This window comes from Rhodococcus indonesiensis (assembly GCF_047782815.1).
In the GTDB taxonomy this organism is placed as follows: Bacteria; Actinomycetota; Actinomycetes; order Mycobacteriales; family Mycobacteriaceae; genus Rhodococcus; species Rhodococcus indonesiensis.
In genome coordinates, this window is sequence record NZ_CP180630.1 from 4,880,235 (window position 1) to 4,896,303 (window position 16,069).

Annotated in this window: 15 protein-coding genes; 7 read left to right on the forward strand and 8 right to left on the reverse strand. The window is 70.3% G+C overall.

Going from position 1 to position 16,069, the window contains the following annotated elements:
• Positions 1-113: 113 nt before the first annotated feature.
• Both ACM26Y_RS22345 and ACM26Y_RS22350 read right to left on the reverse strand, forming a co-directional pair.
• Entirely contained in the window at positions 114-1,166 is a 1,053-nt protein-coding gene (locus tag ACM26Y_RS22345; protein WP_416061993.1) for a DNA polymerase domain-containing protein, read from the reverse strand.
• A 6-nt stretch (positions 1,167-1,172) separates the two neighbouring features.
• Positions 1,173-2,255: an ATP-dependent DNA ligase gene (locus tag ACM26Y_RS22350; RefSeq protein ID WP_416061994.1), complete on the reverse strand. Its 1,083-nt coding sequence runs from the start codon at positions 2,253-2,255 to the stop codon at positions 1,173-1,175.
• A gap of 101 nt (positions 2,256-2,356) precedes the next feature.
• Between ACM26Y_RS22350 and ACM26Y_RS22355 the strand changes: the two genes are divergently transcribed.
• Entirely contained in the window at positions 2,357-2,968 is a 612-nt protein-coding gene (locus tag ACM26Y_RS22355; RefSeq protein ID WP_003934853.1) for a hypothetical protein, read from the forward strand.
• 22 nt (positions 2,969-2,990) lie between these two features.
• On the opposite strand, the gene corA is transcribed toward ACM26Y_RS22355, so the two are convergent.
• A complete protein-coding gene (gene corA, locus ACM26Y_RS22360; protein WP_003934854.1) occupies positions 2,991-4,148 on the reverse strand; it encodes a magnesium/cobalt transporter CorA in 1,158 nt (385 codons plus the stop codon).
• Positions 4,149-4,468: 320 nt separating this feature from the next.
• On the opposite strand from corA, the gene ACM26Y_RS22365 reads away from it, so the two are divergent.
• Positions 4,469-5,149 carry a 3'-5' exonuclease gene (locus tag ACM26Y_RS22365; RefSeq protein WP_416061995.1) on the forward strand — a complete coding sequence of 227 codons (681 nt, stop codon included), beginning with the start codon at positions 4,469-4,471 and terminating at the stop codon, positions 5,147-5,149.
• 73 nt (positions 5,150-5,222) lie between these two features.
• Here the strand turns inward: ACM26Y_RS22365 and ACM26Y_RS22370 are convergent, their stop codons facing one another.
• Positions 5,223-6,644: an RtcB family protein gene (locus ACM26Y_RS22370; RefSeq protein ID WP_416061996.1), complete on the reverse strand. Its 1,422-nt coding sequence runs from the start codon at positions 6,642-6,644 to the stop codon at positions 5,223-5,225.
• Positions 6,645-6,730: 86 nt separating this feature from the next.
• Here ACM26Y_RS22370 and ACM26Y_RS22375 point away from each other — a divergent pair, with 86 nt between their 5' ends.
• Positions 6,731-7,147 (forward strand): archease, encoded by a 417-nt coding sequence (locus ACM26Y_RS22375; RefSeq protein ID WP_416061997.1) that lies wholly within the window; start codon positions 6,731-6,733, stop codon positions 7,145-7,147.
• Positions 7,148-7,189: 42 nt separating this feature from the next.
• Here ACM26Y_RS22375 and ACM26Y_RS22380 read toward each other — a convergent pair whose 3' ends face one another.
• Complete coding sequence (locus ACM26Y_RS22380; protein ID WP_416063732.1) at positions 7,190-8,080, reverse strand: response regulator transcription factor; 891 nt, start codon at positions 8,078-8,080, stop codon at positions 7,190-7,192.
• A gap of 149 nt (positions 8,081-8,229) precedes the next feature.
• Between ACM26Y_RS22380 and ACM26Y_RS22385 the strand changes: the two genes are divergently transcribed.
• From ACM26Y_RS22385 to ACM26Y_RS22400, 4 genes are all read left to right on the forward strand, one after another.
• Positions 8,230-9,885: an acyl--CoA ligase family protein gene (locus ACM26Y_RS22385; RefSeq protein WP_416061998.1), complete on the forward strand. Its 1,656-nt coding sequence runs from the start codon at positions 8,230-8,232 to the stop codon at positions 9,883-9,885.
• Positions 9,886-9,956: 71 nt separating this feature from the next.
• On the forward strand, positions 9,957-10,694 hold the full coding sequence (locus tag ACM26Y_RS22390; RefSeq protein ID WP_003934861.1) for a TetR family transcriptional regulator: 738 nt from the start codon (positions 9,957-9,959) through the stop codon (positions 10,692-10,694).
• 157 nt (positions 10,695-10,851) lie between these two features.
• Complete coding sequence (locus ACM26Y_RS22395) at positions 10,852-12,009, forward strand: acyl-CoA dehydrogenase (RefSeq protein WP_003934862.1); 1,158 nt, start codon at positions 10,852-10,854, stop codon at positions 12,007-12,009.
• A 59-nt stretch (positions 12,010-12,068) separates the two neighbouring features.
• Entirely contained in the window at positions 12,069-12,917 is an 849-nt protein-coding gene (locus ACM26Y_RS22400) for a 3-hydroxybutyryl-CoA dehydrogenase (RefSeq protein ID WP_416063733.1), read from the forward strand.
• Between the two features lie 132 nt (positions 12,918-13,049).
• Here ACM26Y_RS22400 and ACM26Y_RS22405 read toward each other — a convergent pair whose 3' ends face one another.
• Genes ACM26Y_RS22405 through ACM26Y_RS22415 form a run of 3 tightly spaced genes read right to left on the reverse strand, consistent with a single transcriptional unit; the run spans position 13,050 to position 15,996 of the window.
• Positions 13,050-13,652 (reverse strand): GTP pyrophosphokinase, encoded by a 603-nt coding sequence (locus ACM26Y_RS22405; RefSeq protein ID WP_416061999.1) that lies wholly within the window; start codon positions 13,650-13,652, stop codon positions 13,050-13,052.
• On the reverse strand, positions 13,624-14,958 hold the full coding sequence (locus ACM26Y_RS22410) for an MFS transporter (RefSeq protein WP_416062000.1): 1,335 nt from the start codon (positions 14,956-14,958) through the stop codon (positions 13,624-13,626). Before ACM26Y_RS22410 ends, ACM26Y_RS22405 begins: the two co-directional genes overlap by 29 nt.
• A 42-nt stretch (positions 14,959-15,000) precedes the next feature.
• Positions 15,001-15,996, reverse strand: coding sequence for an aldo/keto reductase (locus tag ACM26Y_RS22415; protein WP_416062001.1), 996 nt, complete (start codon positions 15,994-15,996; stop codon positions 15,001-15,003).
• Positions 15,997-16,069: the final 73 nt, after the last annotated feature.

Genomic DNA, 16,069 nt, shown 5'->3' on the forward strand with positions numbered 1-16,069 from the left:
AACCGAATCCCCTCAGGGGAGTCTACGGAGACGCGCACCGGTTCACCGGGTGGGCGGGCATCGATGCGGTCACGGGACGTCACCGCTCCGGTGACTACGCCCCGGGGAAATGCCTACCCGGGCCGCGTGCGATCCGTGTCGCGCGACGGCTGCACCCGCTTCGGCTCGCCCGGCATCTTGGGGTGGGTGGGCGGGTAGGGCAGGTCGCCGAGACCGGCGGCGGCGTCCCGCTCGGCCATCTCGAGCAGCACGTCGAGGGTCTGCGCGGTCTCGTCCATCGCGGCCATCGGGTCGCCGCGGCGCTCGAGCAGCCCCGGCACGGTCGCGATCGTGAAATCGTCCGGGTCGGCGTCGACGAGTTCGTCCCACGTCAGGGGTGTCGACACCGTCGCGATCGGGGTGCGCCGCACCGAGTACGCCGACGCGATCGTCTTGTCGCGGGCGTTCTGGTTGAAGTCGAGGAAGATGCGCTGCCCACGCTCCTCCTTCCACCACGCGGTAGTGGCCCGTCCGCCGCTACGACGTTCCACCTCCCGCATCAGGGCGATGCCGGCGCGGCGCACGCCGACGAAGTCCCACTCCGGGACGATGCGCACGTACACGTGCAGGCCACGGCCACCCGACGTCTTCGGGAACCCGACCAGACCCAGTTCGTCGAGCAGCGGCCGCAGCACCTCGAGGGCGACCGCACGGGCATCGTCGAAGGCGGTCCCCGGCTGCGGGTCCAGATCGATGCGCAACTCGTCCGGGCAGTCGACGTCCCCGCAGCGCACCGCCCACGGATGGAACGTCACGGTGCCCAGGTTCGCCGCCCACACGACGTCCGCGGCGGCGCGCACCCGCAGCACGTCGGCGGTCCGGCCGGACGGGAACGTGACCTCGCATGTCGCGACGTGGTCGGGCCGGCGGGCGGGCACCCGCTTCTGGTAGATCTCCTCGCCCTCGATCCCGTCCGGGAACCGCTGCAGATGCGTCGGCCGCTCCTGCAGCGCCTGCAGCAGCGGCGCCGAGCCGGCCGTCGCGACGGTCCGGTAGTACTCGACGAGTCGGCGCTTGCTGCCGGCCTCACCGAGCCGGGGGAAGTAGACCTTGTCGGGGTTGGACAGGCGGACGGGCACACCGCCGACGTCCAGCTCCACCGCGGGAGAACGCTTCGCGTCGGGCACCGGAGATCACACTCCTGTCCGGTCGAGGACGTCGGCGAGGTCGTACCGCACCGGCACGTCCAACTGTTCGAAGGTGCAGCTGCGCGGATCGCGGTCGGGCCGCCACCGCAGGAACCGCGCCGCATGCCGGAACCGCAGGCCGGCCTCCACGCTGCCCGCCACCTGACTGCCCTCCATCTGGTCGTAGGCCACCTCCAGCACCCGCTCGGGCCGCAGCGGTATCCATCGACGGTCCGCGGCGGTCCGCCACCGGCTCGGCTCGCCCTCGGCGACGACGTCGGCACCGACCCGCAGCGGCGCGAGGTCGGCGAGCAGTTCCTGGCGCTGCTCGACGGTGAACGCCGACGCGCCACCGACCATCACCGGTTCGTCGCCGCCGTCGTACAGCCCCAGCAGCAGGGACCCGACCCCGTCGATGCTCTTGTGCGGGCGGTAGCCGATGAGCACACAGTCGGCGGTGCGGGCATGCTTGACCTTGCGCATCTCCCGCTTGTCGGGCACGTAGGGTCCGTCGAGACGCTTGGCGACGACCCCGTCGAGGCCGGCGCCCTCGAACTCGGCGAACCATCGGCCGGCGATCTGTGCGTCGAGGGTGGCGGCGGTGACGTGGCAGCTCGGGCCGCCACCGACCGCCGCCCGCAGCCGCTCCCGGCGCCGCGCGAACGGCATCTCCATCAGGTTCTCGTCGCCGAGGGCGAGCAGATCGAAGCCGACGAACTGCGCGGGGGTCTGCTCGGCGAGCAGCGCGATGCGGCTCGCCGCCGGGTGGATACGTTCGGACAGGGCCTGCCAGTCGAGCCGGGTCCGGCCGTCGTGCGGGCGCGGCACCACGATCTCCCCGTCGACCACGCACCGGGCGGGCAGTTCCGCCCGCACCGCAGCGGTCAGCTCCGGGAAGTAGCGCACCAGATCCTTCCCGCCCCGCGAACTCAGCACCACCTCGTCGCCGTCGCGGAACACCACAGCCCGGAAGCCGTCCCACTTCGGCTCGTACGACCACTCGGGGTCGCCGTCGGTGGGCTGGGCCGGAACCTCGGGCACGGCCTTGGCGAGCATCGGTGCGATCGGCGGTTCGACTGGCAGCTGCACCGGCTCATGGTCGCACCCGGGGCCGACACGTGCCCGCCGGATCTGTGAGAAATCGCCCTACGGTTCCCGTCCGAGGCGGACATTCCGTACGCTCTCCCCCCATGAACCTCATTCGACGGGTGAGCGGCACCGCCGTTGCGTTGGCCGCGGCGGCTCTGGTGCTCGGCGCGTGCGGATCGGACGTCGAGCCCCGGGCGGTGCCCGAGTCCGGGTCCGAGACCACGTCGGCGAGCGCATCGGATACCCGGACGACCACCGGCCGTCCGACCACCACCACCTCGGCACCGACGTCCCCCGGCTCCTCCGGCCTGGACATCGACGTCGAGATCGGTGACTGCGTGCGCCTCGGTGGCACCGTCGACGACGCGACCATCGAGAACGCGACCTGCGGCAGCATGGACTCGAACTACAAGGTGATCGACATCGTCGACTCCAGCGAGCAGTGCGTCTCGGACGCCGACCAGACCTACTACGAGTCCTCCGGCGGAGTCGAGGTGGGCGCCCTGTGCCTCGACGTCGACTGGGTGGTCGGCAGCTGCATGGACATCTCCGGTGAAGACCCGCAGCGCGTCGACTGCGCCGCGCCCGGCCCCGAGACGGAGAAGGTCACCGAGATCCTGCAGAACACCGACAACGTCAACGACTGCTCCGTCTCCGAGGGTGGATTCGTCTACAGCGAGCGTCGTTTCGTGGTCTGCACCGACACGCTCTGAGGTCGCCGTCCGCCGCGGCCGGCTACAACCAGCCGCGGCGGCGGAAGATCGCGTAGAGACCCGCGCACGTCATGACCATCATCAGAAGCGCCATGGGATAGCCCACAGCCCAATGCAATTCCGGCATGGTGTCGAAGTTCATCCCGTAGACCGTGCCGATCAGCGTGGGCGCGAACAGAATCGCCGCCCACGCCGAGATCCGCTTGATCTCCTCGTTCTGCTCGATGCTCGCCCGGCTGAGATTGCGCATCTCCTCGTTCTGCATCTGCGACACCAGTGTCGCGTTGACCGTAAGGATGTTGCCGAGCAACTGCCGGAAGCTGTCGACCTGCTCGACGACCGTCGTCGCGTGGTCGGTGACGTCCCGCAGGTAGCGCTGCAGTTCGTCGTCGGTGCGGTACTTGGCGAATCCCGACGACAGACCGGACAGCACCGTGAGCAGCGGCTTGGCCGCCCGCTGGAACTCGATGACCTCGCGGGAGAGCTCGTAGATGCGGCGCGAGACCCGGGGATCCCCGCTGAACACCTCGGTCTCGATCTCGTCGATGTCGTTCTGCAGGCCCGCGACGACCGGCGCGTACCCGTCGACGACGGCGTCGAGAATCGCGTAGAGCACCGCCTCGGGACCCAGCCGCAGCAGCTCGGGCTCGCTCTCCATCCGGTCCCGCACCGCCGACAGGTCGGGCGATTCGCTGTGCCGGACCGTCAGTACGAACGTCGGACCGACGAAGACGTGCACCTCACCGAAGTCGACGCGCTCGGATTCGTCGACGTAGCGGGCGGCACGCAGCACGACGAACAGGGTGTCGCCGTAACGCTCGAGCTTCGGGCGCTGGTGGGCGGCAATGGCATCCTCGACGGCCAGCTCGTGCAACCCGAATTGCTCTGCGGCGGCGTGGAGTTGCGCGTCGGTGGGCCGGTACATCCCGATCCAGGCCATCGACCCGGGCTCGGGCAGGCAGTCGAGGGCCTGCGCGAGTGTCGCCGGCGACGCGACGCGGCGGCCGTCCCGGTAGACCGCGCTGTCGACGATGCTGTTCTCCGCCCGCGCCGCACCGTCACGGCCGGAGCTCTGCGCGGCAGCGGGATTCAGGGACGCGCCGAAACCGGCGGACGGGTCGGCGGTCGCCGGGACGGAGCGACGCGGCAGCAGGGCACGGACGGAACGGTTCGGCAGCATGTCGGCACGGCCTTTCGGGGGCACGGAGGGCGACGGCGAGAGTGGTCGCCGTAGGGGCACACACACGCGACGGCAACCGTCGCGCACCGACAGGGCGCGTACGGGCTGCCGTCAGCTGGTACTCGGAGGTCGACTGCGCATCGCGAGTCCCACCTCCTCCACATCACCCGGCACCGCGCCGAGGCTCGACGAACCCCCAGCAGCGTACGCCCTCGTGCCGTGCGGAGCCAGCCGGTCCGGCCCCCGGGCTCGCGCTGCGCCGACGTGTCGGTGGGTGCGGCCACAATCGCCGTGACCGCCCGACCGACGACAGGACCCCGATGACGCACTGGCCCGATCGACCGATCTGCGCGTTCGACCTCGAGACCACCGACCGCGATCCGCGGATCGCGCGCATCGTGACCGCGTCCGTCGTCGTCTTCGACGGTGACACGGTCTCGTCGCGGACATGGTTGCTCGATCCGGGCATCGAGATCCCCGAGGAGACGTCGGCGATCCACGGTGTGACCACGGAGCGTGCGCGCGCGGAGGGTCTCGAGTACACGACCGGATACACCCGGATCCGTGAGGCACTGTGCGAGGCATGGGTCCGTGATCACATCGTCGTGGCGTTCAACGCCAGTTACGACCTCACGGTGATCGATGCCGAGGGCCGCCGGCTGGGTCTGCCGGGACTCGAGACGGGCCTGGTGTTCGACCCGTACGTCGTCGACCGCGAGCTGGACCGCGACCGCGAGGGCAGCCGCACCCTGCAGGCGGTCTGCGAGGCATACGGCATCGCGTTGACCGCCGCTCACCAGGCCGAGGCGGACGCCCTCGCGGCGGGGCAACTGGCGCGGGCGCTGTGCACCCGCTTCCCCCAGCTCGCCGACCTGGACATCATGACGGACCAGGCGGCCTGGCACGCGGAGCGGCAACGCAATTTCGCCGAGTATCTCGCGGGTCTCGGGCGCGACGTATCCGACGTGGACCCGCAGTGGCCGATTCGCGGGATCGCCTGAGAGCTGTTGCGACCCAATGTCACATCGCGTCGATGCAGTCGACCGAATGTGACATTCGGTCAGGGCGGAGCGCTCACCCCTTGACGACACCGAGCGGCACGAGCCGCGCGACCCGACGGGCCAGGCCCGCCCGCTCGCTGACCTCCGTCACCGCGTCGATGTCCTTGTACGCCTGCGGTTTCTCCTCGGCCAGGCCCCGCCACGAACTCCCCCGCACGAGCACGCCGTGGGACTCGAGCGCGTCGCGCACCACCCGGCCGTCGGTGTGCCGGGCGGCGCGGTGCCGGCTCTGCACCCGGCCGGCCCCGTGCGCGGTGGAGTAGAACGCCGGGTTCCCGGCGATGCCCGCGAGCACGTACGACGCGGTGCCCATCGTGCCGGGAATGAGCACCGGCTGCCCCACGTCCACCAGATCCGCGGGGACGTCGGGATGGCGGGGCGGCAGTGACCGCGTCGCGCCTTTGCGGTGCACACACAGGGTGCGGACCTGGCCGTCGACCTCGTGCCGCTCGAGTTTCGCGAGGTTGTGCGAGATGTCGTAGAGGAGGTCGAGGGTCGTACCGGCCGTGTCCTCGAAGACCCGGCGGGCCGCCTCGGTGAGCAACTGCCGGTTGGCCCGACCGTAGTTGGCCGCCGCCACCATCGCCCCGAGATACGCCTCCCCCTCCGGTGACCGGACCGGAACGCACGCCAGCTGTCGGTCGGGAACGTGAATCCCGTAGCGGCCCATGGCCTTACCCATCTCCCGCACATGGTCGGTGCAGATCTGGTGGCCGAGGCCGCGGGACCCGCAATGGATCATCACGCACACCGTGCCCACGTCGAGACCCATCGGCCGCGCGGTGTCCGGATCGAAGATCCGCTCGACGGCCTGCACCTCGAGGAAGTGGTTTCCCGACCCCAGGCTGCCGAGCTGACCGAGGCCCCGCTCGACGGCCCGGTCGCTCACCGCGGCCGGGTCGGCGCCGTCCAACACGCCCCGGTCCTCACATCGCTCGAGATCGCGGACGACGCCGTGCCCCTGCTGCACCGCGAATCGGGCGCCGCCCTCGAGCACCTCGTGCAGGACGGTGCGGTTCGGCAGCTCCCACACGCCCCGGGTCTGCATGCCACGCGGCACGACGTGACCGAGCCGGTCCATCAGCGGCCCGAGGCGCGGCGCGAGCGCGGACCGGTCGGCGTCACGCGCGATCAGCAGCCGCACGCCGCACGAGATGTCGAAGCCCACCCCACCGGGGGAGACGACGCCGCCGTCGTCGATGTCCGTCGCCGCGACCCCGCCGATGGGAAAGCCGTAACCCCAGTGCACGTCCGGCATGGCGAACGACGCGGTGACGATGCCCGGCAGGGTCGCGACGTTCGCGACCTGGGTCAGCGCCTCGTCTCCTTCCGCGGCGGGAAGCAGGGACCGGGCCGCGAAGACGATCCCGGGTACGCGCATCGCGCCGGTCCGGTCGATCCGGAACCGGTACGGGGTCTCCTCGACGATCCTCATCACTGTCCGATCCGGGGTGGAGAACGCGACGTCGGCGGCTTCGTTCCACCATAGAATCTGCAGTGCCCGCTGCACAGGAGCGCGTCATGAACGAAAGCGGGTACCGGTCGGTGCCGCACACGGCGGACCTGCGCATCGAGGCGTGGGCACCCACCCGTGACGAGTGCATCGCGCAGGCGGTGCGCGGCGCCGTCGCGAGCTTCGCCGACACCTCCGCCGCCGGGCCGGCCCGGGTGCGCACCCGCCGGCTGGCAGCCGACGGTGACGAGGACCTGCTCGTCGCGGTACTCGACGAGGTCGTCTATCTGCTCGACGCGGCCGGCGAGGTCCCGGTCGACATGGCCGTCGACTCGGGCGCCGGCACGGCGGAGGTGCGGTTCTCGATGGTCGACGCCGCCACGGTCACCCAGGTGGGTGCGGTCCCGAAGGCCGTGTCGCTGCACGGACTGCGCCTCGGGCGCGGACCGGGCGGATGGTCGTGTTCGGTGACCCTGGACGTGTGAACCGGCGACGCGCGCCCGGCCGACGCGCCTCGCTCGGGGCCGCTAGGGCAGCAAACCCTGCCGGCGGGCCTCGACGACCGCTTCGTGCCGGCTGCCCACCTCGAGCTTGCCCATCAGGTTGCGCATGTAGCTCTTGACCGTCTCCACGCTCAGCGCCAGCCGCTCGGCGATCTCGGCGTTGCGGCACCCGAGCGCCACGTACGCCAGCACATCCCGCTCCCGCGCCGACAGCCGCACCGCCGGGGCCGCGTTCCCACCGGTCAGCGTCCGCAGTTTCTCCTCGACCTCACGCAGGCGCGCTTCGATCGCCGGGTCGGACGTCTGTGCCGCGATCTCGCGCAAGGCCAGGTAGCTCTCGGTGATGCCCTCCGATACCGCCGCGGACACGGCCGGCGGAGCGGCGGCGCGGGCGTTGTCGATGAGGGCGACCCGCCGGTCCACCTCGTCGCGAATCTCGATTTCGCGGGCGAGGGTGCGGGCCGACCGCAGCACCTGCTCGACGACCACGTCGCCGATGGGCAGGTTGGTGCGCAGGCCGCCGTACAGGGCAGCGCGGGTGCGGCGGCGCACCACCACCGGCACGGCGACCAGCGACTCGATGCCCTCCCCCGCGACCTCGCGGTCGTACTCGTGGGAGATCTGACGGGAATTGAAATAGTCCGACACTGCGCCCGGCCGCTGCTCGGCGACCACCTTGCCGCCGAGCCCGCACTCCGAGCTGATCACCAGGTCGCGGAGGATGCCACTGCGCGTGCCGACGAACCCGGACAGCAGCATGTCCCCGCCGTGCACGGTGCCGCCGAACAGCACCGGCATCCCCGTCAAGGTCTGCAGGCGGCGCAGCTCGGCGCGCAGCGCGTCCTCGTCGCTCGGCCGCAGCTGCGCGTGCCGGCCCGTCGGCGCAGCAGTCGACGCCCCGAGCCTCGCCGACACAGACCTCACCGGAACCACCTCCGAGACCACGAATACCCACTTCGGAGGGTAGCGGGGGATCTCCCGTGACCCATAACCTCCACCCGTTCCGGTGTTGCAGCAATCACAATGGCGTACACCGACCGAGTGCCGAAGTTCCGGAGGTATCCGTGTCCACCCCGACGTCCACCCCGTCGTCCACCCTCACGTCCAGCACCGCCGCCCGAACGGCGAACCACACCCCGCTCAGCCCGCTGCGGTTCCTCGAACGATCGTCGTCCGTGTTCCCCGATCGCACCGCGATCATCCACGGCGACCGCCGCTACACGTACGCGCAGTTCGCCGACGAGGCACAGCGCTTCGCACGGGTTCTGCGCAGCCGCATCCAGCCCGGCGACCGGGTGGCGTTCCTGGCGCCGAACGTGCCGGAACTGCTCATCGCGCACTTCGCGGTGCCCCTCGCCGGTGGTGTGCTCATCGCGCTGAACTCACGGCTCGCCGGACCCGAGCTCGAGTACATCCTCGGCCACGCCGAGGCGTCGCTGCTGTTCGTCGACTCGGAGTTCGTCGGCTCGGTCGCAGGCGTCGCGGACCGCGTGCCGTCGCTGACCGAGGTCGTGGAGGTGCCGGATTCGACGGTTCCGTACCCGGACGTTCCGGCCGGGATCGTCACCGCCCGGTACGACGAGTTCCTCGCCGCCGCCGACGGCCTCGACAGCACCCCGTTGCACTGGGGCGTCGACGACGAGGAGCAGGTCATCACCCTGAACTACACCTCGGGCACCACCGGCAAGCCGAAGGGCGTGATGTACACGCACCGCGGCGCGTATCTCAATTCCTTCGGCGAGACATTCCACAACGGGTTCGACGGGAAGACGCAGTACCTGTGGACCCTGCCGATGTTCCACTGCAACGGGTGGTGCACGCCGTGGGCCGTCACGGCGGCCGGCGGTACGCACATCTGCCTGCGGGCCGTGCGGGCGGACGCGATCTGGGATGCCGTCGACAACCTCGGGGTCACCAACCTGTGCGGCGCTCCGGCAGTGTGCTCGACCATCGCCGAAGCCCCGCAGGCCCACCGGCTGGACCGGCCGCTGCGGATCACCACGGCGGGCGCGCCGCCGTCGCCGACGGTGATCGCACAGCTCGAGAAGATCGGCGTGACCGTGGTGCACGTGTACGGCCTGACCGAGGTCTACGGGCCGTACACGATCTGCGAGTACCAGGACTCGTGGGACGACAAACCCGCCGAGGAACGCGCGGCGCTGCTGTCGCGTCAGGGCGTGGGCATGCTGCAGGCGGAAAACGCCCGGGTCGTCGACGCGAACATGAACGACGTGCCCGCCGACGGGCAGACGATGGGCGAGATCGTGCTGCGCGGCAACAACGTCATGGCGGGCTACTTCAAGGATCCGGAAGCCACGGCGAAGGCGTTCGAGGGCGGCTGGTTCCACACCGGTGACCTGGGCGTGATGTACCCGGACGGCTACATCCAGCTCAAGGACCGCGCGAAGGACATCATCATCTCCGGCGGCGAGAACATCTCCACCGTGGAGGTCGAACAGGCCATCGTGAGCCATCCGGCGGTGCTGGACGTCGCGGTGGTGGGCGTGCCCGACGAGAAGTGGGGCGAGCGACCCAAGGCGTTCGTGATCCTGAAGAAGGACGAGACCGTCACGGCGGAGGAGCTCATCTCCTACACCCGCACGCTGCTCGCCGGGTACAAGGTGCCGCGGGAGATCGTGTTCCCGCTGGACCTGCCGCGCACGCCGACCGGCAAGATCCTCAAGTTCGAGCTGCGGGCCGCGCACTCGCCGCAGGCCTGAGGCCGTCCGCGCCGCCGGTCCGGCGGCGCGGCCGTTTCGACTTCGATGCGGCGGATTGGATACTGAGAACCATGGCACTCGGTCCCGACTCCGCCCGCCGCATCGACGCGACCGGCCCCGATCCCGCTCAGTTCCGGGTGCACGTGGTGACGCAGGCGATCCGCCTGTTCTCCGAGTACGGCTACGAGTCGACCACCGTCGAGCAGATCGCGTCGGCCGCGGGGGTGTCGCGCCGGACCTTCTTCCGGCAGTTCCGCTCGAAGGAGGACGTGATCTTCGCCGATCACGAGTCGCTGCTCGAGCAGGTCGCGCGGTACCTGTCGGGGCACTTCGCCGATCCGTGGGCGGCCACGGCCGAGGCCGCCGAGCTGGTGTTCGGGCACTTCCGGGACAAGCGGGAGCTCGCGGTGTGGCGGTACCGGGTGGTGCAGCGGGTGCCCGCGCTGCGCGAGCGGGAGCTGGTCACGACGTACCGCTACGAGCGGCTGTTCACCGACTACCTGCGTTCCGCGGTGCCGTCGGAGTCGGGGGTGCGGATCGTCAGCTTCGCGGCGGCGATGACCGCGACGCACAACTTCCTGTTGCGCGCGATGATCCGCGGCGACGAGTCCGCGACGGCGGAGGAACTGCGCCGCGCGCTGCTCGAGGTGCGACGCTCGTTCGGTGTCGCCCCGGGGCAGAGCGAGGCCCCCGGCGTCGCTGCCGCCGCGGACGAGCGGGCGATCACGGTCGTGACGTATCCGCCGGGCACCCCGCCGGCGGAGGTCGCCCGCCGGGTGCAGGCACAGCTCGAGGCGGCACCGGACTGACGCCGGGTGAACCTCCGACCCGCGCAACCATTGACTTGGCACTGAGTGCCGTGCTTCACTTGATGCAATTTCATGACGTCGCGCGCCCTACGTCCGATAGGGTGGATGCGACACCAACTCAGATACTGGCACTGCGTGCCGATAGGAGTCCGCCGTCATGGCCTTCAACCCGGAGTTCGGTCTGTTCAAGCTGAACGAGGAGCACGACGAGCTTCGCGCCGCGATCCGCGCGCTGGCCGAGAAGGAGATCGCGCCCTTCGCCAAGGACGTCGACGAGAACTCACGCTTCCCGCAGGAGGCGCTCGACGCCCTCAACAAGTCCGGCCTGAACGCGATCCACGTGCCGGCCGAGTTCGGTGGCGACGGCGCCGACTCCGTCGCCACCTGCATCGTCATCGAGGAGGTCGCCCGCGTATGCGGCTCGTCCTCGCTGATCCCCGCCGTGAACAAGCTCGGCACCATGGGACTGATCCTGTCCGGGTCCGACGAGCTCAAGGGCAAGGTGCTGCCCGACCTCGTCAAGGGTGAGATGGCGTCGTACGCCCTGTCCGAGCGTGAGGCCGGCTCCGACGCCGCGAGCATGCGCACCCGCGCCAAGGCCGACGGTGAGGACTGGATCCTCAACGGCTCGAAGTGCTGGATCACCAACGGCGGCAAGTCCAGCTGGTACACCGTCATGGCCGTGACCGACCCCGACAAGGGCGCCAACGGCATCTCCGCCTTCATGGTCCACAAGGACGACGAGGGCTTCGTGGTCGGCCCGAAGGAGAAGAAGCTCGGCATCAAGGGCTCCCCGACCGCCGAGCTGTACTTCGAGAACTGCCGCATCCCCGGCGACCGCATCATCGGCGAGCCCGGTACCGGCTTCAAGACCGCCCTCGCCACGCTCGACCACACCCGGCCCACCATCGGTGCGCAGGCCGTGGGCCTGGCGCAGGGCGCGCTCGACGCCGCGATCGCCTACACCAAGGACCGCAAGCAGTTCGGCAAGTCGATCTCCGACTTCCAGGGCGTGCAGTTCATGCTCGCCGACATGGCCATGAAGGTCGAGGCCGCCCGGCTGATGGTGTACACCTCCGCGGCACGCGCCGAGCGGGGCGAGCCGAACCTCGGCTTCATCTCCTCCGCGGCCAAGTGCTTCGCGTCCGACGTCGCGATGGAGGTCACCACCGACGCCGTGCAGCTGTTCGGCGGCGCCGGATACACCACCGACTTCCCGGTCGAGCGCATGATGCGCGACGCCAAGATCACCCAGATCTACGAGGGAACCAACCAGATCCAGCGGGTCGTCATGTCCCGCGCGCTGCTGCGCTGACCCTGCGGCAGTAAGTTCACCCTGGTCCAACCTTCGTAACGAGGAGAATCCCCGTGGCAGTGGAATTGATCGGCGTGGTCGGTGGCGGCACGATGGGTGCCGGCATCGCCGAGGTGTGCGCCAAGGCCGGCAGCGACGTCATCGTGCTCGAGACCAGCGAGGAGTTCGCCGAAGCGGCCCGCAAGCGCGTCGCCGGCTCGATCGGCAAGGGCGTCGCCCGCGGCAAGATCACGCAGGAGGAGGCCGACGCCGCCGTCGCGCGGGTCCGCGTCACCACCGACGTCTCCGACCTCGCCGACCGCGACCTCGTCATCGAGGCGGCGCCCGAGGTCGAGTCGCTCAAGGTCGACATCTTCACCAAGCTCGACGCGGTCGTGAAGCCGTCCGGCATCCTGGCGACCAACACCTCGTCGCTGCCGGTGATCAAGATGGCCCAGGCGACGTCGCGTCCGGGTCGGGTCGTGGGTGTGCACTTCTTCAACCCGGTGCCGGTGATGCCGCTGGTGGAGATCATCTCGGCGCTCACCACCGAGGAGGAGACCGCGAACGCCGTCTTCGACTACGTGAAGAACACCCTCGGCAAGACGACGGTCCGCGCCGGCGACCGCGCCGGCTTCATCGTCAACGCGCTGCTGATCCCGTACCTGACCTCCGCCGTGCGGATGCTCGAGTCGGGCTATGCGACGAAGGAAGACATCGACGCCGCGATGAAGGGCGGGTGCGGCTACCCGATGGGCCCGCTCACCCTCATCGACACCGTCGGCCTCGACATCACGCTCAACGCCGCCCAGTCGCTCTACGACGAGTTCGCCGAGCCGCACTACGCGCCGCCGGCGCTGCTGCGCCGCATGGTCGACGCCGGCCGTCTCGGCCGCAAGACCGGCCAGGGCTTCTACAGCTACAACTGAGCCCCACAGCACGGACCCCCGTCGGATCTCCGGCGGGGTCCGTGCTGTCGCCGTCCCCGCGCGGGGTAGTGCTGCATGCGCCCGTAAGTACCCGCGCGACAAGGTTTTGCGCGCGCAGGTGCACGACCGGCTCTAAGCCGGCGGCGCTTCCTGCTGCGCCCCGGCGATGCGGTCCTCCATGCGCCGGTGCAGGGCGCCGATCCGCGAGTCGAGGTCGCGGGCACGCTCGGCCGCCACGCCCAGCTCGTCGAGCATCTCCGGCGGCAGGTGATCGGCGAATCCGGTGCGGAGCCGGGTCGCCACGAACTCCCACGATTCCATGATCCCGGTGCGGATCTGCACCTCGACGCGCACCGCACGCACACCGTCCGACCGTGCCACCGGGACCTCCACGACGAGGCACAAACCCCGGTACCCGTCGGGACCCGCGCGTCTGATGTAGTCCCGGGCCTCCACCACCCGCACGTCCCGCCGGACGGCGAGCAGATCCCGCAGCCGGTACACGTCGGCGTTCACTCCACACGTGATGCGGATTCCGGCGAGCTCGGACGACGCGGCGCCGGCCGTCCACGACTCGACGTGTTCGACCGGGTCGTAGCCGTGACGATCGACGAACTCGTCCCGTACGATTCCGATCTTGGTCCGCAGGTCCTCCAGGGCGAATCCGCCGGCTCTGCCGCCACCGGCCGGGTCTCGCCGGGGGCTGTCAGTCCGCTCGGGTCCGATCCCCGTCATCGCCAGCCTCCTCGACGCGCGTCGGCGACTCCGCCGGCCCTGCGCGACGACCGTCGCGCAGCACCTGCCGCAACGTCCGCGGCGATACCCCCGCCTCGCGGCGAGCCTTGCCGCGGGTGACGAGCACCCCGACGATCGCCACGACCCACACGGGATACTGCGCCAGCCAAGCGACCCGGAACGCCTCGAAGGTGTAGCCGCCGAGACGCTGCAGGATCACCCCCATCGCCTGGATCACCAGCAGGGACGCCAGGAATCCGCCGATGTTGACCATGCCCTGGGCGGTGCCGAGCGCGGTGCTCGGGTTGAACGTCCGCGCATAGTCGAATCCGATCATAGACCCGGGCCCGCCCACCGAGATGGTCACGATCAGGAGGACGAGCAGCCACATCGGGGCCGGCGCCGGCAGCAGCAGCACGACCGTCCACATCACCGCGTTGCTCACCATGATCGACAGCACCAGCCACGAGCGGTGCAGCGGGAACCGGCCGCTGAGGATCCCGAGCACCGGGCCGGCCGCGATCGCCGAGACCACGGAGAGGGTGAGCAGCGACCCGGCCGCCGCCGCGGACAGTCCCTGCGCCGACTGGAGATACGGCACGCCCCACAGCAACGCGAACGTGGTGATCGAGAATTGGGTCCCCATGTGGGTGAAGAACCCCAGCCGCGTCCCCGGCCGGCGCCACACCGCCCCGATCTGCGCGAGCACCTGCCGCATCCCGGCAGCCTCGGTCCGCACCACCACGCCGGGCGGTGCATCGCGCACCACGGCCACGGCGAGCACGCACGCGAGCACACCGAGAGCCGCAGCACTCGCGAAGGCCGCGCTCCACCCCGCTCCGTTCAGAATCAGCACGAAGGGCAGCGCCGAGAGCACCTGCCCCAGCTGCCCGAGAATTCCCGTGAGCTGGGAGACCAGCGGCACCCGGCGCACGTCGAACCACACCGGAACCAGGCGCAGCACCGAGATGAACGTGAGTGCGTCGCCCGCGCCGACGAAGACCCGGGCCGCGTAGGCGGCGGGCAGGGATTCGGTGAACGCCAGCACCAGCTGCGCCGACGCCATGATCGCCGCACCCGAGGCGATCATCACCCGGGACCCGAACCGGTCGAGCAACACCCCGGCCGGGATCTGCATGCTCGCGTACACCACGATCTGCAGGACCACGAATCCGGAGAGCACGGCCGGAGTGATGTCGAAACGTTCGGTGGCCGCGAGACCGGACACGCCGAACGACGTGCGATGCATGACGGCCACGACATAGGCGAGGACACCGACACCCCAGACCCACCACACCCGTTTCATGATGAAACGACTTTACGCGGCGACGGGTCTACCGGCCGGTAGTCATTCGCGGCCCCACGACACCCAGGTCGGGTCCGCGGCCCGTCCACCGACGACGGTGTCGGCGAGGGCGTCGAGCCGGACGAGCTGCTCGTCGGTGAGCCGCACGTCGAGTGCGCCGGCGTTCTCGGTGACGCGTGCGGCGTAGCGGCTGCCCGGGATCGCGACCGACGGCAATCCGAACTGCCGTGCCTTGGCGTCGAGCCACGCCAGCGCCACCTGGGCGACGGTCGCCCCCGCCTCGTCGGCGACCGCGCGCACCGCGGCCCGCACCTGCAGGTTGGCGGGCAGCGCGTCGGCGTCGAACCGGGGGAAACGCCGGCGCAGATCCCGGTCGCCGATCTGTCCGGCGTCGAAGTCGTCGGTGAGCAGGCCCCGGCTGACCGGCGAGTACGGCACGAATCCGATGCCCAGCTCGGCGGCCGTGGGCACCACGTTCTTCTCGACGTCGCGGGAAACGATGCTCCATTCGGACTGGATCGCGGAGATCGGGTGCACGGCGTGCGCGCGCCGCAGCTCGTCGCCGGTGGCCTCGGACAGGCCGATGTGCCGGACCTTGCCGGCCTGCACCAGCTCGGCGAGGGCGCCGACGGTGTCCTCGACCGGCACGTTCGGGTCCACGCGATGCAGGTAGTACAGGTCCACGCTGTCCACCCCGAGCCGGCCCAGGGACTCGTCGATCGCCCGCTTCGCGTACTCGGGGCGGCCGTCGATACCGCGGTTGCCGGTCCCCAGCGCGCCGACCAGACCGAATTTGGTGGCCACCTGCACTTCGTCGCCGCGGTCCTTCAGCAGCTTCCCGACGACCCGCTCGCTGGTGCCGTCGCCGTAGACGTCGGCGGTGTCGACGAACGTGATGCCGAGATCGACCGCGTGGTGCAGCGTGGCGAGGGCCTCGTCGAGGTCGACCGGGCCGTAGGCGGGCGAGACGGACATCGCGCCGTAGCCCTGGGCACTGACGGTCAGACCGGGGGCGAGGGCGACGGTGGGGACGGGCATGAATTCTCCAGTGCATGTCGGACGAACGGGATGCGCGCCGGGTGCGCCCGCTCGATCCTTCCGAACATCGGCA

Bases quoted from the DNA above. Each gene is read 5' to 3' on its own strand.
- ACM26Y_RS22375 (WP_416061997.1), top strand. From the start codon at position 6,731: ATGAACGAAAGCGGGTACCGGTCGGTGCCGCACACGGCGGACCTGCGC.
- corA (WP_003934854.1), bottom strand. From the start codon at position 4,148: ATGCTGCCGAACCGTTCCGTCCGTGCCCTGCTGCCGCGTCGCTCCGTC.
- ACM26Y_RS22355 (WP_003934853.1), top strand. From the start codon at position 2,357: ATGAACCTCATTCGACGGGTGAGCGGCACCGCCGTTGCGTTGGCCGCG.
- ACM26Y_RS22370 (WP_416061996.1), bottom strand. From the start codon at position 6,644: ATGAGGATCGTCGAGGAGACCCCGTACCGGTTCCGGATCGACCGGACC.
- ACM26Y_RS22365 (WP_416061995.1), top strand. From the start codon at position 4,469: ATGACGCACTGGCCCGATCGACCGATCTGCGCGTTCGACCTCGAGACC.
- ACM26Y_RS22405 (WP_416061999.1), bottom strand. From the start codon at position 13,652: ATGACGGGGATCGGACCCGAGCGGACTGACAGCCCCCGGCGAGACCCG.
- ACM26Y_RS22390 (WP_003934861.1), top strand. From the start codon at position 9,957: ATGGCACTCGGTCCCGACTCCGCCCGCCGCATCGACGCGACCGGCCCC.
- ACM26Y_RS22410 (WP_416062000.1), bottom strand. From the start codon at position 14,958: ATGAAACGGGTGTGGTGGGTCTGGGGTGTCGGTGTCCTCGCCTATGTC.
- ACM26Y_RS22395 (WP_003934862.1), top strand. From the start codon at position 10,852: ATGGCCTTCAACCCGGAGTTCGGTCTGTTCAAGCTGAACGAGGAGCAC.
- ACM26Y_RS22415 (WP_416062001.1), bottom strand. From the start codon at position 15,996: ATGCCCGTCCCCACCGTCGCCCTCGCCCCCGGTCTGACCGTCAGTGCC.